This window comes from Streptomyces sp. NPDC096048, assembly GCF_044763415.1.
In the GTDB taxonomy this organism is placed as follows: Bacteria; Actinomycetota; Actinomycetes; order Streptomycetales; family Streptomycetaceae; genus Streptomyces.
This window is the reverse complement of record NZ_JBIWGG010000013.1, coordinates 90,955-113,143: the sequence shown is the minus strand read 5'-3', so window position 1 is coordinate 113,143 and position 22,189 is coordinate 90,955. Positions and strand designations below refer to the sequence as shown.

Genomic DNA, 22,189 nt, shown 5'->3' with positions numbered 1-22,189 from the left:
GCGCCACTGGAGGTGGTGCCGGTGTTTCCTAGCGCCTCAAGCGCCAGAACGTCCGGAAGTCGGTCTTGTCGGACGCTCCGCCGAACACCTCACCGTCGAGCTTCATCTTGCTCTGTTCGACGAGTGGTGCGCAGATGTCGGAGCACACGTTCTTCGACGTGCCGCCGTACAGCACCTCGTAGTCCGGGTTCTCCTCGAGCCACCTGAACACCGATTCCTCGGCGTGCTCGTAGGCGGGATTGCCCTTCTTGGTCGCACGTCCGGGCACCAGGTTGCCGGGCACGAACGACTGGCCGTCGGAGAGGTTCAGAAGGTCGCCCTTCTGACCGGAGCTCATGCCCACCTTCTCGACGATGTCCTTGGTGCCCTTCTTCCGGACCCCGATGACCGCGACGGTCACCATGGACTCCTTGAAGAAGTGGAGCTGACCGGCGAGTTCCTGGGCGCGCTGCTGCGCCCTGACCGCCTCGTCCTTGTAGCCACAGTTGTGAACCAGGACGGCTGCGGTACCCGACCCCACGTAGTACGTGTGGACGCCCTCGACCGACAGGTTGTAGACCCTGGCCGAGCGGTGGGCGGTGTCGACGGCACTGATCTGGACCCAGGTACCGGCCGAGGTCTGCAGCCACATACCGGCCTTGAGGTCCCTGGCCGGGGCCCACGTGCCGAAGTCCGGCAGCCAGTACAGGTGCGCAGCCGTCGAGGTCAGCTTGAGCGCCTTACCTTTGCCGCCGGAGTCGACGGTCAGGGTGACGAGGTCCTTGGCGCCCTCGTGATCACGCGTCTCGGTGACCTCCCGGGCCCGGGTGTCTCCGGTCTCCGGGTCGGTGGCCACGACCAGGTCGCCGACCTCCAGCTTCTCGATGGCCCGGGTGGTGCCGTCCGCGAGGACGACCTGGGTGCCCGGCAGGAAGCTGTTCACCTTGCAGGCGGGTGCCTGCGGGCTGTCCGGCGACTTCGTCGTCGGGGCGTCCACGCCGTCTGCCTTGCGGGTGTCGCTCGCGGCGTTCGCCGCGTCTCCGGCGTTGTCCACCGCCTTGCGCGCGTCGTTGGCGGAGTCCACCGCCTCGACACCCTTCTCGACGTAGCGGCCGGCCTTGACGGCGGTGGCCGCGTACCCCGCGAGCGGGATCGCCGAGGTCAACGACAGCGCGGCGTCGGCATAGTTGCCCTCGGCCGCGTACCAGATGCCGTTGGCGACGTCGGCGACCTCACCGACGACGGGGACCAGGCCGACCACGTCGAGCGTGGCATGGCCGATGTCCGAGAGCGACAGACCGAACAGGTGCCCGTCGAGCTCGACGAAGCTGATCGGGTTGCCGCCGGCGAACGCGTACCGGTTGCCGGTGAACGGGTCGGTGGCCAGGGACATGTCGGCCAGGGCGCCGCTGTACGAGTCCCGGGTGAGGAAGCGGTTCAGCCCCGGGTCGTAGTTGCGGAAGCCCATGTCGTACGTGCCCGAGGCACCGTCCCAGCGCGAGGAGTTGAAGCGGAACGAGTTGTAGTCGCTCTTGCCCTCGGTGCCGCTGCCCGGCTTGTCCGCACCGGTCATCTGGGACGAGTCGTCCGAACCGTAGGCCGTGTAGCCGTACGTGGAACGGGTCCTGCCGTCCTCCTTCGTGATCGCCTCGACGTCGCCGCGCGGACTAGTGACGTACTGCGAGACCTCCTTGCTGCCGTCGTCCTTGTGCTTGATCTGCGTGGCGCGCTGACCACCGGCTATGTACTGGTAGTCCTTGTCCGCCTTGCCGTCGACCGTCTCGCGCACGAGCGTCTTGTCCATGGCGAGGTAGGTGAACGCCGTGGTCTTGCCCTGGTCGCCCGAGGTGGTCTGGGAGACCGTCCGGTCGAACGGGTCGTAGACGTACGAGGTGGTCACCGCGGTGGCGCCCACGCCCTGCCGGACCTTCGCCTCACGGTCGAAGCCGTCGTAGTAGTGCTTCTCGACGGTCTGACCGCCGGTGCTGACGGTGTCGAGCCGGCCCAGCGGGTCGTAGTTGTAGGTGGACGTGACCCCGCCCGAACTCGCCGACAACAGGCGGTTGCGGTCGTAGCGCTGGGTGGTGGTGACGTTGTCCACCGTCTGCTCGATGATGTTGCTGTTGCGGTCGTAGCGGTAGGACTCGGTGGACGCGTCGTCGCCGCTCTTGGTGACCTTGGTGATGCGGTCCTGCGGGTCGTAGTCGAAGGTGTACGTGTTGTTGATGTAGGCCGAGTTGTCATCGGCGTTCATCAGCTTCAGGATGTCCTTGGAGCGGTGCCCGTTGGGCGAGTACTCCAGGTCGTGCTGCGACACCACGGTGCCGCCCGAGGTCTTCTCGAGCGACTGCTCCACCGACCCGTCGGGGTAGTAGCGCATGTCGAGCGTGTTGCCGTTGGGCTTGGTCTGCCTCAGGAGCTGGCCGCGCCCGGTGTAGGTCATCGTGGTGATCTGCTGATCGCCCGCGGTGGGCGAATCGGCGTTGGTCACCTTCTTGACCATGTTTCGCTCGTCGTACTCGATCTTCGTCCAGGTCAGATCGTGCCTGGATGTGACGGGGTTGCCGTTTTCGTCGTAGGTCAGCGAGGTGGTGTTCTTCACCGTGCCGCCTGCGGACTCCTCCACCTTGGTGACGTGGTTGAGGCCGTCGTACGAGATCTTGTACGTGTCGATCTTCGCGCCTGGCGAGAGGTCACGGACCTCGGTCATGTTGCCGTTCGCGTTGTAGCTGTAGGTGAAGTCCTTCTTCTCGTCGTCCGTCTCAGCGGAGTTCGAGCGGACCAGCTTCACCGCGTCCGCCAGCACCGTGCCATTGGCGGCGTCGGTCAGCGTGACCTTCTGCGGGCCGTCCTCCACGAAGGGGTAGGACCCGAGCGAGACCCACGCGCCGGTGTTGGCGGTCTGGTCGACGGCTTTTGTGGTGCTGCCGCCGTCGTGGTCGACCTTGAACTTGGCGTCCGAGGCGGCGCCCGTCATCTTCGGGTAGCGGACGAACACCTCGTAGGTGCCGTTCCGCGGGATGTTCAACTGCCAGGACAGCGACGAGGTGCCGGTGCCCGCGGGGTGCGAGTACGTGTCATAGCCGTACTGCTGTTCGGCCTGCGTCCGGGACCAGTTGCCCTGGGTCGCGATGTTGTTGAAGTCCGAGCTGTCCACCAGGACGACCTGGTTGCCGACCGGCACACCGTCGTCCGAGTGGGCCTTCTTGTTGCCCGACGGGTAGTAGTCCCAGGTCATGGTGCGCTGCTGGGAGCCGCCCGCCGAGGTCAGCGTGTTCTTCGTCTGCTGGCCGAGCTTGTTGTACTCGTAGGCCGTGGTGATGTCCCACGGGTCCTTGGCCGTACGTGTCCAGCCGTTGTCGAAGTACGTGTAATCGGTGACGTTGCGGACCGTCTGGCCCTCCGACGGGGGAGCCGAGACCGACCGCAGGTTGCCGACGGAGTCGTACTCGTAGAACACCGAGTCCGGTGAGGAGTAGAGCACTTCGTCCTTGTCGTAGGGCGAGCGCTCCTCCTTGACCCGGTTCAGCTCGTCGTAGACCGTCTCCGACATGAAGTCCGCGTCGTCGTCACCGGTGGCGACGCCGCGTGGGGTGGTGGTCTTCGTACGGTTGCCGACCTGGTCGTACGCGTACTTGGTCGTGCGATAGGTGATGTTGCCGGAGGCGTCCTCCTTGACCGGCACCTTGGACTCCACGAGCGCGCCGCGTTCGTCGTACGTCGCGAGCGACTCGTTGCCCTCCGCGTCGGTCTGCGCGATCTGGAGGCCGTCCTTGTCGTAGCGGACCGAGGTGGCCCACTCCAGGGCGTCGACCGTGCGCTTGACCCGGTGGTTCAGGTCGTATTCGTAGCGCGTGGTGTAGTCGTCGGCGTCCGCGGTGGCGTTCTTGCGCGCGTCCACGACCTTGACGACGTTGCCGACGTTGTCGTACTCCACCGTCGCCCTGTTGCCCTCGGCGTCCACCATCTCGATCGGCTGGTAGATCGCGTCGAACGTGGTGGTGGCGGTGTAGTCGCCCTCGGTCGCCGTCAGGTTGCCCTGTGCGCCGGTGCCGGAGACGAGGTTGCCGACCTTGTCGTAGACGGAGGTGGACCTGCGCGCCGGACCGCCGGGCTCGTCGGACGGCTTGACCGACTCGATCCGCTGGTCCGCCTTGTCGAACACCGCCGTGGTCTGCGTCCCGTTGGGGGCGAAGGCCTTGGTGATGTTGTCGTTGGCGTCGTAGACCGGCTCCGGCGTGACGATGAACTCGTCTGCCTTCTGGTCCTTGGGCTCGCGCTTCTCCAGCGGCCTGCCGAACACGTCATAGGTCTGGGTGACCTCGGCGCCCTGGGCATTGGTCACCTTGGTGACGTTGCCTCGCACGTCGTAGACGAAGTGGGAGGGGTGACCGGCCGCGTCCGTGATGGTCATCGGGTAGCCGGCCGGCGCGAACTCGCCGTACCGCGTGGCGTGCCCGTTGGCGTCGGTCTCCTTGACGACCTGGCCCAGCGCGTCGTACTCCGTGCGCGAGGTGTAGTCGCCGTCGGCGGCGGATGCGACGCCCTTGGGGTCGGTGACCGAGGTCAGGTTGCCCTTGGTGTCGTAGCCGAACCGGTAGGTGCGGCCCTCCGGGGACTTCTTCTCGAAGAGGTCCGCGATATGGCCGTCGAGCCCGTAGGAGTATGTGAGGGTCTGTGCCGCGGTGCCGTTCTTGTTGGCCTCGGCATCCTTCATCTCCAGCGGATAACCGGTGGTGGTGTCGTACTTCCACGTGGTGACCGCGCCGTTGGCCTCCTCCAGGCGCGTCACGTTGTTGTCGGTGTCCCAGGCCGTCCTGGTGGTCTCGGACTTGGCGTTGGTCATCTGGGTGGCGCGGCCGAACCCGTCGAGCACGTACTGCGTGTCGTGGTTCTCGGCGTCCGTCACCTTGGTGTTGACGACCGAGCCCGCCGTACCGTCCGGATCGGTGTACACATAGCCGGTGGTCCCGCCCAGGCGGTCCGTCAGCGTCTGCGTGTTCCAGTGGAACTTCGGGTCATCGCCCTCGCTCGGGTAGTAGTAGTCCAGCGAGGTGGAGTTGCCGCGCGGGTCGGTGACCTTGACCAGCTTGGCGTTCTTGTTGCCCTGCTCCATGTCGTACGTGAAGCGGAACACCTTGGGCTGCGCGCTGCCCGTACCGTCGGTGAGGGTGGTGAGCAGGCCCTTGTCGGAGTACTCGAAGGTGACCTTCCGTCCCGAGATGTCGGTCATCGACTTGACGTGGTCGATGATCTTCGGGCTGCTGGTGTCGGCCTTCGTGTAGTACTCGACCGTGAGCGACTGACGCGCGGCCGGGTCCTCGATGTAGGTGAGGAACTTGACCGGCTTGTTGTTCGACTTGCGCTCGGCGTACGTGTACGTCTGCGTGTTGCCGTTCTTGTCGACGATCGACGTCAGGTAGCCGTCGCAGTCGAAGAAGAACTGGGTGCGGTCCGGTCGGGTCAGCGACCAGGCCCTCGGGTCGCCGTCCTTGTCCGGGGTGCAGTCCACGCCGGTGCCCTGCCGCAGCAGGTAGTGCACACCCGCCGGTGCCAGCCACGTCCCGTCCGCCTGCTTGCGGAAGACGTGGGCGGTGCCGTCACCATCGGGGAGGGTGACCTCGGTCGGCTTCGGGTTGGGGTGGAAGTCCAGCGCGGCGCCCAGGCGCAGCGGCATCGCGGCCTGGGCCGACCAGCCGTGGCCGAGGACCGTGTCGGAGGTGTCCTGGGAGTTGTACGCGAACCGGGCGAAGGTGGTGACACCGCGGCCCGGGTTGGAGAACGCGTTGTACTGCCAGACGCTGTTGCCCGCGTACAGATTCGTCATCAGCGACGAACCCGCGCCCGTGTTCTTGCCCGCGTAGGAGTAGAACTTCTCCAGACCGAGCTGGTTGGAGGTCGGGTCCTCCGTGCGGACGTTCTGCGCCAGCGGGGCGATGCCGTCACTGTCGGACAGCCAGGTGCCGGTCGCGGTGTTCTTCAGGCCCCACTTCAGCACGTAGTCCAGGCGCTTGTTGCCGGAGTCCGAGTTGATCGGGGCCTTCAGCCTGGCCGGCACGGTGACCGAGTCGCCGGGCAGGACCTCGTCCGGCAGCGCTGTTTGAAGCTGATTGCCGCCGGTGGTGGCGTCGGTGCCGTCCGGGAGCGACCAGGTGTAGGAGAGCGCGTGGTCGCCCGCCGTCCAGACGCCGGTGGTGGTGTTGGTGAGGGTGACGTCGACTGTGTACTCGTCACCCGGGATCATCCGGGACGGCGTGTACGGGGCGTGGTACGTCGCCTCCGTCGACTTCGTCAGGTATGTGACGACCAACTGCGGGCGAAGCTGGGGCTCCTCGGCCTCGGAGGAGAGAAACAGCGTCCGCTCGCGCGGGCCGGCCGTCGACTCGTCGCGCAGCCTGACCGCCACGCCGTGGTTGCCGGCGGGGTCCGAGACCCAGCTCTGTGCCAGTGAGGTGATGTACCACGACTGCCGTGCCGGGTCGTTGGTGACTGTGCCCACCGTGTCGGAGACGGCGGCGTCCATGTCACCACCGGCTGTCGTCCACGAGGTGGTGGCGTCCGCCTTCGTCCAGGACGCGGTCGCCTCGTCGAAGTCGCGCGTCAGGGCGCGGGCCTCGTAGACCGCGCCGTTCGAGTCGGTCGTGGTCTGGAAGCCCCACATGTTCAGCTGCGCCTCGAGGACCCGGGCGTTGCCCGGGATCTCGCTGACGGCGGGGAACTTCAGCGCGGCACGGGTGGTGCCGTATGTGGCCGAGTTGTTGCCCACCGAAAGCCACGGGTGGTCGACGCCCGCGTCGGTGAGCGTGTCGTGACCGGTGGACGGCTCCGCCGAGGCGAGCGTGGTGTCGCTCTGCCCGGACTGCAGCACCACCGTGGTGCGTCCGGCCTTGGGCAGACGCACCAGCTCCGTGGCGGACGGGAGGACCTGCCCGCTGCGGGTCTTCACCGCGACCATGTAGTAGTACGCGTCACCGAACTCCTCGGCGGAGTCGGCCGGGGTGGGCCGGGCCGAGGTGTCCGTGTAGGCGCGGGTGTCCCTGGCGACGGGGGAGACCAGGGTCTGCGAGGACGGCGTGAAGTGCTGGAAGACGCTGCGATGGACCTGGTACTCGACGATGTCGTCGCCCGGCGAGGTCGACGGGTCGGTGTACGCGGGCCAGCTCAGCTCGGCACCGGTGGAGTGGATGACCTTCGGCGGGTTGACGTCGACACCCTGGTCGCCCCAGGTGAGGACCAGCTTCGGGTAGTTGGCGGCCTCGCCCTTGTAGCCGTACTCCGCGGCCTCGTACCGCGGGCCGCCCTTGGGGGCGCTCGCGGACTCGTCGGCGGCCTTCACCACGAAGCCGTGGTTCTCGTAGGTTCCGTCGAGCCACTGCTGGACCGTCTTGGTCACCGGGAAGGCATGCCAGGTGTTGACCTCCTGCGGCTGCTTGGTGACCACACCGCCCTTGGTGAAGCGCACCGCGTCCGCAAGGACGGATGTGGAGGTCGAGGCGGGGCCGTCACCGAGCACGACCTGGCCGGTGGTGCCGGCCTGGAAGGGGTGCTTGCCCAGCGACTTCCAGACACCCTCGGTTCCTGCCCGCTGGTCGACCTGGTAGGTCTTGGAGCCGCCGTCGTACGTCACCGTGTAGGGCGCGTCGGCGGCGCGGTCGAAGGCCGGGACGTAGTGCACGTCGACCTGGTACTCGCCGTCCTCGGGGAGGCTCGGCCGCCAGGTGTACGTGTCACCCGCCGTGGTGTCCTTGTTGTACCGGTAGTCCTGCCCGACCGCGTACTGGGTGTACGCGGTGTTGCCCGATGTGGGCCAGGCGCCCTGGGCGGCTGTGGTACCGGAGTCGCCGTCGTCGACGAGGACCGACGTACCGGACAGCTCCCCGGTGATGTCCTTGGCGCTGTTCCAGGTCGCGCCCGTCTCGGTCCAGGCCGTGGTGGCGCGGTGCGCCTCCAGCTGGACCTCGGTGGCGCCGGTGGTGTGCGTCTGGTCGTAGTACAGATTCAGTTCGGCCGAATCCAGCTGCGTGCCGACGGGTATGCCGGACAGCCCGAACCTCAGCAGCGCACGCGAAGTCCCGGTGCTGGTGTTGCCGACCGAAAGGCGCCAGAGGTCCGCATAGTTGGCGCTGGGGTCGTCCGAGGAGATCATCGCGTCCGCGGACTGCGTCGGAGTCGGCGCGATCGTGACGGTCGGGTCGACCGTCACCGGGTACTGGCGCTCCGGCGCCGCCAGCCACTCGGCGTCCGGCTTCAGACTGATGCCGTACGAGCCCTCCTTGCCGGACAGCGCCTGGCGGACGGCGTCGGAGCCGGTGGTGCCGTACGCGGAGCCGGCGTCCTTCTTCACGTCCGTCATGAACGGTGCGGGGATCACCAGCGCGGGAGCGCCGACGGGGGAGTTCTCGCCATACAGCGAGATGGTGCCGTTCTTCTCCGACTTCGCGGTCAGGCCGCCCGTGGTGAGCGTGAACTCGAAGGAGGGGGTGCCCTTCGGACGCTCGTTGAGGACGATGTCTTCCTTCACGCTGCCGTTGCCGACCGTGTAGGAGAGATCGATCCCCTGGCCCAGGGCGTCCTGGTAGGTGACCTTGTTGCCGTCGACCGCCGGCGTCAGCTTCGCGGCACCCGCGTCCTTGAGGCCGATGGCGACCCAGTGGCCCTCGTCGAGCTCGAAACGGACCAGCTCACCGGGGCGTGAGCCGAAGTAGGTACGGGCTAGGTTGGTGGTGTTCGCCTTCTCGAAGCCCTTGCGGTCGGTGCCGGTGACCGCGGTGTCGATCGGCTTCCACTCGGAGTCCTCGCCCTTGCCCGTCTCGTAGGCGGTGGCCATGGCCGACACCTCGGACTGAATCCGCCCGTCCGACATGCGCCAGTGACGGGAGTACGGCGTCCGCCGGCCCGTCAGCTCCTCGACACGCTTGGCCTTTGGCGTGTCCTTCGCCTTGGCGAGCTGGTCACTGGCCGGTACATCGGTGTCGGGGAGCTCTGGCGGATCGGCAGGTTCGATGTCCCCGTCGGCGAATAGACCGCGAAGGCTGTCGGCGAGTCGCCCCGTGTCGGGTGGTGCCGCGAACGCCGGTGTCATGGGTGCGACGGTCGCGAGGACCGCCAGGGCCGCACTCGAGGCCAAGAGCCTTACGGCCCGTGGTCTGTGCATCGGTTTCCCTTCGAAGGAACCAAGGACCATCTGCCGGTTGGCAGTTGGCAGCCGAGATTCCTAACAAAGAACACCCTGTCCATGTCAAGCACACAGACGATCTACGCAACTCGCCTGAAAGTCATGGCAGTTGTCGTCTGACCTGCTGCTTTCCCTCTTCCTCACGGGATCTTCCCGCGTGTGGCGCACTGAGATCAGGCCAACCCTGACCGGGGACCAGGATCGGTTGACAGGGGCCTCCCCACCCCTCTTGGATCGGGCGGGGCCCGTCCGGGCCTGCGGCCGAGGGGAGTTTGGATGAGCAGCGAGACGCGCGAGGCGGGGCCCTCCACGTCCACCGTCGAGGGCGCGGGGGCGGATGTGGACGCTCCCGAAACGACCGGGACGGCTGACGCCGGAGCCGGGAGCGACGGACAGGGCGGGACTCCCCCGGTCGACACCGAGGACGGCGGACACAAGACCCACTCCGACCGCTCCGTACTGATCGCGGCCGTCGGCCTCCTCGTACTCTGTCTCGGCGTCGCGCTGTTCGGTATGGTCCGTGGCGGCGACGAGGGCAAGGCCGAGCCCAAGGCCCCCACCGCGCCGGTGACGTACGAGGTGACCGGCGAGGGGACCGTCGACCTCAGCTACCAGGGCGTGAGCGAGCAGGGCACGGCGGAGACCGTCTCCGGCGCCTCACTGCCCTGGAAGGAGACGGTCGAGGTGCCTCTCGGTCAGAACCCTGTCATCAGCATCACTCTGGGCGAGCAGGGCGGTCAGGTCCGCTGCGCGGTCGCCGTGCGCGGGCGGCACATGCAGAGCGCCACGGCCAGCGGTGGGTTCGGCCGGGCGACCTGCTCGGCGCCCCTGCCCGCGCCGGAACCCGAGGCGACCAACTGACCTCTTGCCACTCTTGCAGGCATAGACGCAGGTCAAAGCGCCATCGGGCGAAGTAGGCGCCGTCCCGACCGAGTGTGGTCGGTTTCCTCCGCTGCTGAAGTAGGGACGGGAACTGGAAACGGAGCCGTGAGTCACCGCGCCCAGTCTCGGCCTAGGTGCAGGGTTTGCTGGAGTAGCGGGAGCGGGAGCGCGTGGCCCGGGTGGCCGTGGAGGAGCTTCAGGAGGAGGCGGACCGGATCCTGGCCGCTCCTGGTGAAGCCGAAACGGTGCTGGAGTTGACAGCGGCGAAGATGGAAGGGGTGCGTTCGAGAGCGAAGCGGCTGACCGGGCGGGAGTGGTCGTCACCGTCACTCCCGGCACCCGGCACAGCACCTCGTACGGTCCGACCGCGTCGAGGGCGGTGAAGCCGTCGTACAGCGGCACCGCTACCCGTACCTCCCCCTCCTCTCCCGCCATGTCCGACTCCCTGTCCTGATACGCGCCCCCGGTGGGGCACCGACGGACGAGCAGTCTCCGCGCGCCGCCGACGAGTTCCCGACAGCGCTCGCTCTCTTCTCCGGGAGCCGCGCCGCTCAGGAGCCGAAGCCCTTCAGGGACGCCGCGAGTGAGTCGATGGCCGCGGGGTTGCGCGGGCTCTCCACGAGGTCGACGTAGTCGAGTACGACGATCCGGTCGTTCTTGATGGCGGACACGTTCGCCAGTGGCTTGTAGGACTTGAGGAACTTCCGCTTCTGTTCCGCGGTGACGTCGCCGTAGTCGTTGATCACGATGACCTCGGGGTCGCGGGCGACGACCGTCTCCCACCCCACCGTGGTCCAGCTGTCCTTGAGGTCCTTCATGACGTGGTCGCCGCCGGCCTTGGTGATGATGTCGTGGGGCCCCGCGAAGGCGCCGGACGTGAACGGTTTGTCCTCGCCGCTGTCGTAGAGGAACACCCGCGGCCGGTCGGCGCCCTTCGGAGCCTTCGCCTGGGCTTCGGCCACCTGCTCGCGGAACGAGGTGACGAGGGTTTCGGCCCTGTCCTCGACGTCGAACACCTTGCCCAGATTCCGCAGGTCCGTGTACAGCGCGTCGAGCGGCGTCATCACACCGCGGGCCTTGCCCTGTCCGTTGCGGCACGACTCGCTGAGCAGGTACGAGTCGATGCCCACGCGTTGCAGCGCGGCAGGCGTGAAACCCTCGCCCTCGTTGAAGCCGTAGTTCCAGCCCGCGAAGACCAGGTCGGCGCGGGCGTCCAGTACCAGTTCCTTGTTGATCCGGTCCTTGGAGAGCCACTCGGTCTTCTGGTAGCCGTCCTTCCACGGCACCGCCGTGAGGTCGCCCTTGTCGTCGGGCATGACGTATCCGGCCATGTGGTCCTCGAGGCCGAGGGCGAACATGATCTCGGTGATTCCCACGTCGTTGGTGACCACGCGCCGCGGAGCCCTGTCGAACGTCTTCCTCTCGCCGCAGTTCTCGACCGTGACCGGGTAGTGGCTGCCCGACGACGCCGTGGCGCCGTCTCCCTTCCCCTCCCCCTGCGAGACGTCCGCACCGCAGCCGGTGACTGCGAGGGCCAGGACGAGAGTGAGGGCGGCGGGGCGTGCGAGGTTGGGCATGGTGGCGGTGACTCCTTCGAGGACGGGTCAGGGAAGACGGACTGGGCGGACTGGGCGGACTAGGCGGACCGCTGGGAGGGGAGGCGGTCGAAGAGCAGTTGAACCGCGCCCGTCTCCGGGTGGGGCACCCGGTGTGCCCGGACTCCGAAGACGTCGGCCAGCAACGCGGGTGTGAGAACGTCGTGGGGGGCGCCGGAGGCGACGATCCGCCCGCCGTCGATGACGTGGAGAAGGTCGCAGTGGGTGGCGGCGAGGTTGAGGTCGTGCAGTGCCGTGAGTACGGTCAGCCCACTGGCCCGCACCAGGGAAAGGACCTCCAACTGCTGTGCGATGTCCAGGTGGTTGGTGGGCTCGTCCAGGACCAGTACCTGCGGCTGCTGAGCGAGTGCGCGGGCGATCAGGACGCGCTGCTTCTCACCTCCGGAGAGCGTGAGGAAGCCGCGGTGGGCCAGGTGGCCGGCGCCGACTCCTTCCAGCGCCGCGGTACACGTCCGCCGGTCCGCGTCGGTCTCGCGGGCCACCGCCCCCTGGTGCGGCAGTCTGCCCATGGCCACGACCTCGGCCACCGTGAAGTCGAACTCCGCGACCGCTTCCTGCGGGAGGGCGGCGAGCCGGCGTGCGCTTTCACGCGTGCTCATGGTCAGGAGGTCGTCGCCGCCGAGGCGTACCGCACCGGCCGTGGGGCGCAGAGCCCGGTAGACGCATCGCAACAGGGTCGACTTACCGCTGCCGTTGGGTCCGACGAGTCCCACGACCTGTCCGCTGCCCGCCCGCAGTGAGACGTCCTCCACCACGCGCGCCCCGGAGAGCTCCACTGTGACGGTGTCGATGTCGACCTGCATCACACGCCTCCGAAGGTGTAGGTGCGGCGGCGCATGAGCAGGATGAAGCACGGCACGCCGATGGCGGCGGTCAGTACGCCCAGCGGCAGCTCGGCCGGGGCGAGCACCACGCGCGACAGGATGTCCACCCAGATCAGCAGCACGGCGCCGGCGAGCGGTGCCACGGCCAGCAGCCGGCGGTGGTCCGCCCCGACCAGCATCCGGGCGGCGTGCGGGACCATCAGGCCCACGAATCCGATCGCCCCGCTGACCGCGACCACGGCCCCGGTGACGGCGGCTGCGGTGAGGAACAGTTCCTTGCGAAACCGCCCGGGGTCCACGCCCAGCGCGGCAGCGGTCTCGTCGCCCATGGCGAGGGCGTTCAGGCGCCGGGCCGACCAGCCGAGGTGGACGAGGCCGCCGAGCACCGCGCCCGCGGCGATCGGTACGGAGGACCAGCTCGCACCGCCCAGACTGCCGAGCAGCCACATCACGGCGGACCGGGCCGCTTCACCGTGCTCGGCGGCGAACACCATGAACGTGGTCACGGCCGAGAACCCGTAGTACAACGCGGTACCGGTCAGCACCAGCCGCAGCGGCGTCAGCCCTCGCGGGGTCCGGGCGATCGCGTACACCAGGATCATGGCAGCGAGCGCGGAGACGAACGCCGCGGTGGACAGCGCCCAGACACCGAGGGCGCCGAAGGCGCCGAAGATGAGCACGGCGTTGGCTCCGACGGCGGCGCCGGAGGAGATACCTAGGACGAACGGGTCCGCGAGCGCGTTGCGGACCATGGCCTGTACGGCGACGCCGACGGACGCCAGACCGGCGCCGACGACCGCGGCGAGCACGGCGCGGGGGAAGCGGAGTTCCCACACGATGGTGTAGGAGGAGACCTCGTCCGGTGCTACGGCCCCACCGGTCAGCCCCGCCCAGAGGTAGTGCAGCGCCTCGCCCCACGAGAGCCCCGACGCCCCGATGCCCGCCCCGCAGGCCAGGGAGACGGGGAGCGCGACGCACAGGGCGGTGACGAGCAGGGGCAGCGGGACACGCTGAGGTTGCGGGGGTCCGCCGCTCGTACGGTGGTGCGGTACGACGGGTATGCGGTCGCGGAGCGTGGCCACAGGCGGATCGCTTTCGCCTCGGGCCGTGCACCTGCGTGTTCGAAGGAGCGGGCCCGGGCGCTGGGCGCCGTGCGCAGCACCTCTCGCAGTCCACGGCGATCGACAGGAGCTTCACCACCGCGGGTAATCGGGCTTGCGGAGACGCCCTGTTCGGGGCTCCGCCTACCGTTGCGGGTCAGCGCCGGACTTCGACCGGACTTCCCCCGCGAGGCGCTTGCAGCTTAGCGCCTGTCCCCCGCCCGCTCTCCACGGGGACGGTCGAGGGCGGTGCCGCCCGGCTGCCCGGCCTTCGGCGAGGATGGCCCGGTCGTGCCGTTGCCGGCGGCTCTCAGCACGCGGCGCCCGAAGGGGGCCCGGCCGACCGACGCGGGTGTGGCCGTCCCCGTCGGCAGAGTCGGGGACGGCCACTGGGCGGTCGGGCGGTTCAGCCGCGCCAGGTGTCGTCGAGGGTGGTCCTGGTGGAGGTGGCGGTCGCGGTGCGGTTGGCGCCGCTTTCCCAGGTCACGTTTCCTGCCTCGTCCTTGCGGAGGTACTTGTACTCGAAGGACGTGCCCTCGGGAAGCTCCAGGTCCAGTTTCCACACCGGGTATGCGGCCGGGTCGAGCTTGAGGGCGCTGCCCGGGTTCCAGTTGCCCAGTTCCGGCCTGTCGCCGGTCACGTAGATGTTCTGGCCCGGGTTGGTGGACGCGTTGACGGCGAAGGACACGCCGGAGGTCACCGGGTCGGGAGCGGGAGTGGTGCCACCGTCGCAGTTCCGGGCGTTGACGTGCAGGGCCGCGGCCGTGTGGGCGCCGAGGGTGGCGGTGAACCGGCCGGATCCGTCGACGGTGACACCCTTGCCGGACTGGATGTCGCAGTAGTCACCGGCGGGCAGTGACGTCTGGAACGTACGGGTCAGCGAGGAGCCCTCGTGGTTGATCGCGACGTACGCCTTGGAGCCGCGCCCGAAGGCGATCCGGTCGCCGCCGTTGTCCCACCAGTCGGTCACCGCCTGGCCGCGGGCGGTGTTGCGGAAACCGACCATGGAGGAGATCTCGCGCCAGGCGTGCTGGCACTTCCAGCCGTCGCTGTAGCATGCGTTCACCTGGCCGCCGCTCGGCGGGCCGGCGTCGCGGTCGGAGAACTCGTAGCCGGAGTGGACGTCGGGGTTGCCGTACGGCCAGGCCAGCATGAAGACGTGGGCCAGGGTGTAGGCGGCACCGTCCTTGTAGCTGAGGGTCTCGCCGTTGCGTTCGGTGTCGTGGTTGGCGACGAAGACGTTGGACTTGTCCGAGGGCATGTGGCCCCAGGCTTCGCCGAAGTTCTTCAGGTACGCGAGGTTCTCGCCGTTGAAGACGCGCTTGAGGTCGCGTCCGTAGCGGAATTCCTGGACGTCGCCGCTGCCCAGGTACTCCGTCGGGGAGACGGCCTCGCCGGCACCGTGGATGGCCTCGTGCTTCCAGTACACGTTCGGGTCGCTGAGGCGGGACTTGATGTCGGCCAGGTCGCCGGCGGCCATGTGCTTGGCCGCGTCGATCCGGAAGCCGTCGACGCCGAGGGACAGCAGGTCGTTGAGGTAGCCGGCGATCCTGCCCCGGACGTAGTCCTCGCCGGTGTCCAGGTCCGCGAGCCCGACCAGCTCGCACTCCTGGACGTTGAATCGGTCGCGGTAGTCGTTGATCTGCGAGGTGCAGTTGTCGAAGTCGGGTGCCGAGTAGCTGCCCGGGTAGTTGTACTTGGTGTACGACGAGCCGCCGGTTCCGGTGCCGTTCCCGGCCGACATGTGGTTGATGACCGAGTCGGCGACGACCTTCACACCCGCCGCGTGACACGTGTCGACCATGCTCTTGAACTGTCCGCGGTCACCGAGGCGGCCCGCGATCTTGTAGCTGACCGGCTGGTAGGAGGTCCACCACTGTCCGCCCTGGATGTGCTCCTGCGGCGGGGAGACCTGGACGAAGCCGTAGCCGGCCGGGCCGAGGGTGTCGGTGCACGCCTTGGCGACCGAGCTGAACTTCCATTCGAACATCACCGCGGTGACGTCTTTGTCGCCGGGCGGGGAAGCCTGCGCCGGCACCGCGGTGGTGAGGAGGCTGCCGGCCACGCCGGCGGTGAGTGCAAGTGCCGCGGCGGTGCTTCTTCGCGCTCTGCTGGTGCTCCTGTGCATGGAGTCTCCCGTGTGAGGATGCGGGTGTCCCGGATACCGACCGATGCTTGACTGGGGAGTCGACACACTCTTGCAATACGTTGCTGCAAGATGACTGCAAGGTGTTGCGGTCGTGACCGTAAGGGCACCGTTCTGCACCGGTCAACCCTTCGGACGAGGCCCGCCGCAGGACGTGACGTGGCGTCATTTCTGTAATTTTCCGCATCTACTTGCAGAAGGGGGAGGTGCGCGCCCGCCCACGACCGGAACCCGGCCCACCTGGTACTGCGTCCTGACGGGCAAGGACGAGCGGACGGGAACGATGGTCGAACGAACAAGAGCGCGGGGCAGGTCGGTCTGGGCGCGGGGGCGCGTGCTCGCCGGGGCGGCGGTGCTGACGGCCGCCCTGCTGATGCTCCACGGGGTGGTCCCCAATGCGGTGGGCGGGCTGGGCAGTCTGCTGGAGTCGTTCCTGCCGTGGCTCGGCCTGGTGATCGTGGGGCTGCTCCTCCTCGCGCTGCTGCGCCGCTCGGCCGTCGCGCTGGCGGCGCTGCTCCTGCCGCTGGCGGCCTGGACGTACCTCTTCGGCGGACTGCTCCTGCCCGCGCCGGAGCCCGGCGCCGCCGACCTGGTCGTGGTGCAGCACAACGTCAGCGACGAGAACACCGACCCCGCGGGCACGGCCCGTGCGCTGGCCGAGGTCGGGCCCGACCTCATCGCGCTCCAGGAACTGGTGCCGCCGGCACGGAACGTGTACGAGAGGACTCTCGCCCCGGACTACCCGTACCGGACGGTTCATGGCACGGTCGGACTCTGGTCGAAGCATCCGCTCACCGGTGCCCGGCCGCTCGACATCAAGCCCCGGGGCATCACGGAGGAGTGGAACCGCGGACTGCGGTCCTCGGTGCACACGCCGCACGGCGAGATCGCCGTGTACGTCGCACACCTGCCCTCGGTCCGCGTCCGGGCGAGCGGTCTCGCGTCATCGTGGCGGGACGAGAGCGCCGGTCTGCTGGGAGACGCCGTCGCGGCCGAGCGGCTGAGCCGGGTCGTGCTGCTGGGTGATCTCAACGGCACGGTCGACGACCGCGCGCTGGATCCGCTGACGGCACACCTGAAGGTGGCTGAGCGGGGCTTCGCGCTCAGCTTTCCCGCCGCCTTCCCGGTGGCCCGGATCGACCAGGTCATGGCCCGCTCCGCGACCGTCGGCCACATCCGCACCCTCCCCGCCACCGGAAGCGATCACCTTCCGGTCGTCGCCCGGGTCAGGGTGGAATGAAAGGGGCATACGCTTCACAGTCATCGCAAGCGCCCCGATACGCCTGGAGAGCAAGCCGCTTACGGAGCTTGCGTTAGCCTTGCGTGTGTGACGCGACGACTTGCTCAAGTGGCGAAGAAGGTCGGGGTCAGCGAGGCCACGGTCAGCCGGGTGCTCAACGACAAACCGGGGGTCTCGGAGGCGACCCGGCAGTCGGTGCTGAGCGCGTTGGACGTTCTCGGCTACGAGCGGCCGACGCAGTTGCGGGGTGAGCGTGCGCGGCTGGTGGGGCTGGTGCTGCCGGAGTTGCAGAACCCGATCTTTCCGGCGTTCGCCGAGGTCATCGGTGGTGCCCTGGCCCAGCAGGGGCTGACGCCGGTGCTGTGCACCCAGACCAAGGGCGGCGTCTCCGAGGCCGACTACGTCGAGCTGCTGCTGCAGCAGCAGGTGTCGGGGGTCGTCTTCGCGGGCGGGTTGTTCGCCCAGGCCGACGCCCCGCACGACCACTACCGGCTGCTCGCGGAACGCAACATCCCCGTCGTGCTCGTCAACGCCTCCATCGCGGACCTCGACTTTCCCTGCATCGCGTGTGACGACGCCGTGGCCGTCGAGCAGTCCTGGCGACACCTGGCCTCCCTCGGTCACGAACGCGTCGGTCTGGTGCTCGGCCCCTCCGACCACATCCCCTCCCGCCGAAAACTGACCGCCGCCCGGCAAGCGGCCGAGGCCATGAACGCGGAACTCCCCGACGAGTTCGTCGAGCGGGCCATGTTCTCCCTGGAAGGCGGCCAGGCAGCCGCCTCACGCCTGCTGGAACGCGGAGTCACCGGCATCATCTGCGCCAGCGACCCCCTCGCCCTCGGCGCCGTCCGCGCCGCCCGCCGACGCGGACTCCACGTCCCCCACGACATCTCCGTCGTCGGCTACGACGACTCCGCCTTCATGACCTGCACCGAACCCCCGCTCACCACCGTCCGCCAACCCATCGAAGCCATGGGACGCGCCGCCGTCGACCTCCTCTGCGCACAGATCCAGGGCACCGAAGTCCCCCACAGAGAGTTGCTCTTCGAACCCGAACTCGTCGTCCGCGGCTCCACCGCACAGGCATCCGCCAAGTAGTCGCGCCTCGACATCTTCGGCAAGCTGTCGAACAATTGCAAAATCCGCGCGCGATATCGCGTTCGCTTGTTCGCGAGACGAACGGAACGGTGCTCACGCTCTCCCGCGAGGCGCTGGGTCCGCGGCGCTCCACCGGCGGGTTCGGTGAGGGCCCTCGACCGGCCTCCGGCGCCGTATGACGTCGTCCTCGTGCCCGGCGCCGCGGGACACGGCGGTGCGGCCGCGCGTGTGAGGCGGACCCGGCGGGCGCCTCGCTCGTGGGCCGACCGGTCGAGGCGCCGCCGTCGCCACTCGCCCCGAGGCAAGGCAGAATCGGGGCAGAAGGCCGTGGGAGGAGGCGACGCGTGCGGGAACGACCGTGGCTGCGCGGGGTCCGCCGGCCTCCCGAGCCCCTCGTCGGCGGCCATCGAGCACTGAAGGCGGCCCTGCGGCCGGTGACCGAGGCGGTGCGCGCCCGGAGCCGGCTGGCATGGCTGAACGAGGCCGGTATGCGCATCGGGACCACGTTGGACCTGCGGCGCACGGCCGAGGAACTGTCCGGCTTCACCGTGCCCGAACTGGCCGACGGGTGCGCGGTGGACCTGCTGGAGTCGGTGCTCCGCTTCCAGGAGGGCGACCGCTTCGAGGGGGAGGCGGGCACTCCCGAGCTGAGGGCCATGGCGGTCGCGGAGATCCCCGGGCTGAATCTCGCGCCCGACCCGGTGGGCCAGGTGTCGGTGTACACCGCCGACCGGCTGGTACGCACGTGCCTGACCACCCGCAAGCCGGTTCTGGTCACCCGCATGGAGCCGTCCGACTTCCATGCCGTCGCGCCCACTCGCCAGGCGGCCGAGCTCATGCGGCGCGCGGGCGTGCACTCCTACCTCGCGGTCCCGCTGATCGCGCGCGGGGTGCTGCTGGGCCTGGCGGACTTCATCCGGACCGGCAGCCGGTCACCGTTCACCCGGGCCGACGTGGCTCTGGCCCTGGAACTGGCGTCCAGGGCGGCCGTGTCCATCGACAACGCCCGGCTCTACGGGCGGGAGCGCGAGCACGTGGTCACGCTGCAACGGGCCCTGCTCCCCCGGTCCAGCCCGAGTACCCCCGGCCTCGACGTGTCCTCGTGCTACGACCCGGCCGGCGATCCGGCCGCCGTGGGCGGCGACTGGTTCGACGTCGTCGCGCTGCCCAGCGGCCGTACGGCGTTGATGGTGGGCGACGTGATGGGGCGGGGGCTGGCCGCCGCCGCGACCATGGGCCGGCTGCGCACGGTGGCCCGCACCCTGATGGCGCTCGACATCGCGCCCGAGCGGCTGCTGGCCCGGCTGGACCTGGCCGCCCGCGACCTGGAGGAGGACCAGGTCGCCACCTGTCTGTGCGCGGTCTACGACCCGTACGGCAGCACCTTCCGCATCGCCAGCGCCGGTCACCCGCCGCCGCTGCTGACGGGTCCCGACGGCACCGCCTCGTTCCTGGACGTGCCCGCCGGGGCGCCGCTGGGGGCCGGAGTGATCCCGTACGACCCGGTCGACTGCCCGGTGCCCGAGCGGGGCCGGCTGACGCTGTACACGGACGGTCTGATCAGGTCGCGCACCGCCGACCTCGGCACGCAGATGGAACGGCTGCGCGAGACGGTCGGCGACGGCCTGCCCGAGGACGGCACGGTGTGCCGGTCCGTCACCGAGCGGGTCTGCGGTGACCGGTCCGACGACGCGATCATTCTGGTCGCCGGCACCCGGCCGCTCGGTCCGGAGGGCGAGGTGTACGTACGGACGCTGCCGCCGGACGGCAAGGCCGCGGGGCAGGCCCGGACCGCGGTGCGCGAGCAGCTGGTGAAGTGGGGCCTGGACGACCTGGTCGACTCGACGGAGCTGGTGGTCAGCGAGTTGGTCGGCAACGCCCTGCGGTACGGCAACGCCCCCGGCGAGCTGCGCCTCCTGCGGCACGAACGACTGTTCGTGGAGGTCTCCGACTCCGGGCCCGACCTGCCGCAGATCCAGCACGCGGACGTGAGCGACGAGAGCGGGCGCGGTCTCCAGCTGATCAACATGCTGTGTCGGCGCTGGGGTTCGTGCCGCACGCCCGAGGGGAAGGTCGTCTGGGCCGAGCAGGACCTGCCCGTGCGTACCGGGGCGGCCGGCCCGCGGTAGCGCCGCCCGTACCGTCCCGGCCCGCACCTCCCGCCCCCGCGCGCTCACGCCGCCTGCTTCGCCTCCTCCGTCGCCGGCCGTCCGAACTGGGTGCGGTGGAGCTGGGCGTAGCGGCCGCCGACGGCCAGGAGTTCGTCGTGGGTGCCGCGTTCCACGATGCGGCCGGCCTCGACCACCAGGATCTGGTCGGCCGCCCGGATCGTCGACAGCCGGTGCGCGATCACCACGGCGGTCCTGCCCTCCAGTGCCTCCGCGAGGGCCTCCTGGACGGCCGCCTCGGAGGTGTTGTCGAGGTGGGCGGTGGCCTCGTCGAGGATGACGACGCGCTGGCGGGCCAGCAGCAGCCGGGCGATGGTCATGCGCTGGCGCTCGCCGCCGGAGAGCCGGTAGCCGCGCTCGCCGACCACGGTGTCGAGGCCGTCGGGCAGGGACCGTACGAGGTCGACCAGGCGGGCGCGGCGCAGCGCGTCCCACAGCTCGGTGTCACCGGCCCCCGGCCGGGCCAGCAGCAGGTTGGCGCGGACCGTGTCGTGGAAGAGGTGACCGTCCTGGGTGACCATGCCGACGGTGTCGCGCAGTGACCGGGCGCCCAGGTCGCGGACGTCGACACCGCCGACGCGCACGGTGCCGCCGTCGGCGTCGTACAGGCGCGGCAGCAGCTGGGCGATGGTCGACTTGCCGGCGCCGGAGGAGCCGACGAGCGCGATGGTCTGCCCCGGTTCGGCGCGGAAGGAGAGGCCGTGCAGCACCTCCTCGCCGCCCCGGGTGTCCAGCGTGGCGACCTCTTCGAGGGAGGCCAGGGAGACCTTGTCGGCGGACGGGTAGCCGAAGCGGACGTCGTCGAACTCGACGGCGACCGGACCGTCGGGGACCGGGCGGGCGTCGGGCTTCTCGTCGATGAGCGGGGCCAGGTCCAGCACCTCGAAGACCCGCTCGAAGCTGACCAGGGCGCTCATGACCTCCACGCGGGCCCCGGCGAGCGCGGTGAGCGGCGCGTACAGGCGGGTCAGCAGCAGCGCGAGCGCCACGACGGCGCCCGGGTCCAGGGTGCCGCGCAGGGCGAACCAGCCGCCGAGGCCGTAGACCAGGGCCAGGGCGAGGGCGGAGACCAGGGTGAGGGCGGTGATGAACGCCGCCTGGGCGGTGGCGGTGCGCACTCCGATGTCGGCGACGCGGCGGGCGCGGTCGGCGAACTCGGCCGACTCGTCCTCGGGGCGGCCGAACAGCTTGATCAGGGTGGCGCCGGGGGCCGAGAAGCGCTCGGTCATGCGGGTGCCCATGGCGGCGTTCAGGGCGGCGGCCTCGCGCTGCATGCGGGCCATGCGGCGGCCCATGCGTCGGGCCGGGAACACGAACACCGGCAGCAGCACCAGCGCGAGCAGGGTGATCTGCCAGGACAGGGTGAGCATGACGGCCAGGGTGAGCAGCAGCGTGACCAGGTTGCTCACCACCCCGGACAGTGTGTTGCTGAAGGCCCGTTGGGCGCCGATGACGTCGTTGTTGAGACGGGAGACGAGTGCTCCCGTACGAGTACGTGTGAAGAACGCGACCGGCATGCGCTGCACATGATCGAACACAGCCGTGCGCAGATCGAGGATGAGTCCCTCCCCGAGCCTCGCCGAGAGCCTCCGGGAGAAGATGCCGAGCACCGCCTCGGCGACCGCGATGAGCGCGATCAGCAGGGCGAGGCGTACGACCGTGCCCTCGTCGTCGCCCGACACGATCGCGTTGACGACGTTGCCCGCCAGGACGGGGGTGGCGACGGCGAGCAGCGCCGTCACCACCCCGAGCAGGACGAACCGGGTGATGCGGCGGCGGTGCGGGCGGGCGAACGCGCCGATGCGGCGCAGTGTCGCGCGGGCGAGGGGTCGGCGCTCCTGCTCGGCGTTCATAACGCTGTGCAGTTGGGTCCAGGCTGTGGTCTCCATGCTCATGCGAGTGACGGTAGAACCTCAATCTTCCTTGAGGTCAAGAGCCTCGGGGTGGACCGGCCGCCCGCC

The 22,189-nt window shown here is 69.4% G+C and carries 10 protein-coding genes and 1 riboswitch; of the genes, 4 read left to right on the top strand and 6 right to left on the bottom strand.

All coding sequences use genetic code 11. The features are described from left to right. Nucleotides 1–28 precede the first annotated feature (28 nt). A complete protein-coding gene (locus tag ACIQ6R_RS31635) occupies nucleotides 29–9,061 on the bottom strand; it encodes a DNRLRE domain-containing protein (protein WP_404225034.1) in 9,033 nt (3,010 codons plus the stop codon). Between the two features lie 369 nt (nucleotides 9,062–9,430). Here ACIQ6R_RS31635 and ACIQ6R_RS31630 point away from each other — a divergent pair, with 369 nt between their 5' ends. Further along, nucleotides 9,431–10,015: a hypothetical protein gene (locus tag ACIQ6R_RS31630; protein ID WP_404225033.1), complete on the top strand. Its 585-nt coding sequence runs from the start codon at nucleotides 9,431–9,433 to the stop codon at nucleotides 10,013–10,015. A 572-nt stretch (nucleotides 10,016–10,587) separates the two neighbouring features. Here the strand turns inward: ACIQ6R_RS31630 and ACIQ6R_RS31625 are convergent. The 4 genes from ACIQ6R_RS31625 to ACIQ6R_RS31610 all read right to left on the bottom strand — a co-directional run bounded on the left by ACIQ6R_RS31625 (nucleotide 10,588) and on the right by ACIQ6R_RS31610 (nucleotide 15,704). After that, nucleotides 10,588–11,613 (bottom strand): ABC transporter substrate-binding protein, encoded by a 1,026-nt coding sequence (locus tag ACIQ6R_RS31625; RefSeq protein ID WP_404225032.1) that lies wholly within the window; start codon nucleotides 11,611–11,613, stop codon nucleotides 10,588–10,590. Between the two features lie 59 nt (nucleotides 11,614–11,672). Beyond that, a complete protein-coding gene (locus ACIQ6R_RS31620; RefSeq protein ID WP_404225030.1) occupies nucleotides 11,673–12,455 on the bottom strand; it encodes an ABC transporter ATP-binding protein in 783 nt (260 codons plus the stop codon). Next, nucleotides 12,455–13,558, bottom strand: coding sequence for a FecCD family ABC transporter permease (locus ACIQ6R_RS31615; protein ID WP_404225029.1), 1,104 nt, complete (start codon nucleotides 13,556–13,558; stop codon nucleotides 12,455–12,457). Before ACIQ6R_RS31615 ends, ACIQ6R_RS31620 begins: the two co-directional genes overlap by 1 nt. A gap of 121 nt (nucleotides 13,559–13,679) precedes the next feature. Beyond that, nucleotides 13,680–13,762, bottom strand: a riboswitch (cobalamin riboswitch). Nucleotides 13,763–13,982: 220 nt separating this feature from the next. Continuing rightward, nucleotides 13,983–15,704 (bottom strand): carbohydrate-binding module family 20 domain-containing protein, encoded by a 1,722-nt coding sequence (locus ACIQ6R_RS31610; RefSeq protein ID WP_404225028.1) that lies wholly within the window; start codon nucleotides 15,702–15,704, stop codon nucleotides 13,983–13,985. A gap of 301 nt (nucleotides 15,705–16,005) precedes the next feature. Between ACIQ6R_RS31610 and ACIQ6R_RS31605 the strand changes: the two genes are divergently transcribed. The 3 genes from ACIQ6R_RS31605 to ACIQ6R_RS31595 all read left to right on the top strand — a co-directional run bounded on the left by ACIQ6R_RS31605 (nucleotide 16,006) and on the right by ACIQ6R_RS31595 (nucleotide 20,189). Further along, on the top strand, nucleotides 16,006–16,962 hold the full coding sequence (locus tag ACIQ6R_RS31605; RefSeq protein WP_404225027.1) for an endonuclease/exonuclease/phosphatase family protein: 957 nt from the start codon (nucleotides 16,006–16,008) through the stop codon (nucleotides 16,960–16,962). An 87-nt stretch (nucleotides 16,963–17,049) separates the two neighbouring features. Beyond that, the gene (locus ACIQ6R_RS31600; protein WP_404225025.1) at nucleotides 17,050–18,060 is read left to right on the top strand and encodes a LacI family DNA-binding transcriptional regulator; all 1,011 of its coding nucleotides are present in this window, start codon (nucleotides 17,050–17,052) and stop codon (nucleotides 18,058–18,060) included. A 344-nt stretch (nucleotides 18,061–18,404) separates the two neighbouring features. Next, on the top strand, nucleotides 18,405–20,189 hold the full coding sequence (locus ACIQ6R_RS31595; protein WP_404225023.1) for a SpoIIE family protein phosphatase: 1,785 nt from the start codon (nucleotides 18,405–18,407) through the stop codon (nucleotides 20,187–20,189). 44 nt (nucleotides 20,190–20,233) lie between these two features. Here the strand turns inward: ACIQ6R_RS31595 and ACIQ6R_RS31590 are convergent, their stop codons facing one another. After that, nucleotides 20,234–22,117: an ABC transporter ATP-binding protein gene (locus tag ACIQ6R_RS31590; protein ID WP_404225177.1), complete on the bottom strand. Its 1,884-nt coding sequence runs from the start codon at nucleotides 22,115–22,117 to the stop codon at nucleotides 20,234–20,236. Nucleotides 22,118–22,189 lie beyond the last annotated feature (72 nt).

What these genes read in the sequence shown, in the direction of transcription:
- ACIQ6R_RS31605 (WP_404225027.1), top strand. Translation starts at nt 16,006, where the DNA reads ATGGTCGAACGAACAAGAGCGCGGGGCAGGTCGGTCTGGGCGCGGGGG.
- ACIQ6R_RS31635 (WP_404225034.1), bottom strand. Translation starts at nt 9,061, where the DNA reads ATGACACCGGCGTTCGCGGCACCACCCGACACGGGGCGACTCGCCGAC.
- ACIQ6R_RS31590 (WP_404225177.1), bottom strand. Translation starts at nt 22,117, where the DNA reads ATGGAGACCACAGCCTGGACCCAACTGCACAGCGTTATGAACGCCGAG.
- ACIQ6R_RS31620 (WP_404225030.1), bottom strand. Translation starts at nt 12,455, where the DNA reads ATGCAGGTCGACATCGACACCGTCACAGTGGAGCTCTCCGGGGCGCGC.
- ACIQ6R_RS31630 (WP_404225033.1), top strand. Translation starts at nt 9,431, where the DNA reads ATGAGCAGCGAGACGCGCGAGGCGGGGCCCTCCACGTCCACCGTCGAG.
- ACIQ6R_RS31610 (WP_404225028.1), bottom strand. Translation starts at nt 15,704, where the DNA reads ATGCACAGGAGCACCAGCAGAGCGCGAAGAAGCACCGCCGCGGCACTT.
- ACIQ6R_RS31625 (WP_404225032.1), bottom strand. Translation starts at nt 11,613, where the DNA reads ATGCCCAACCTCGCACGCCCCGCCGCCCTCACTCTCGTCCTGGCCCTC.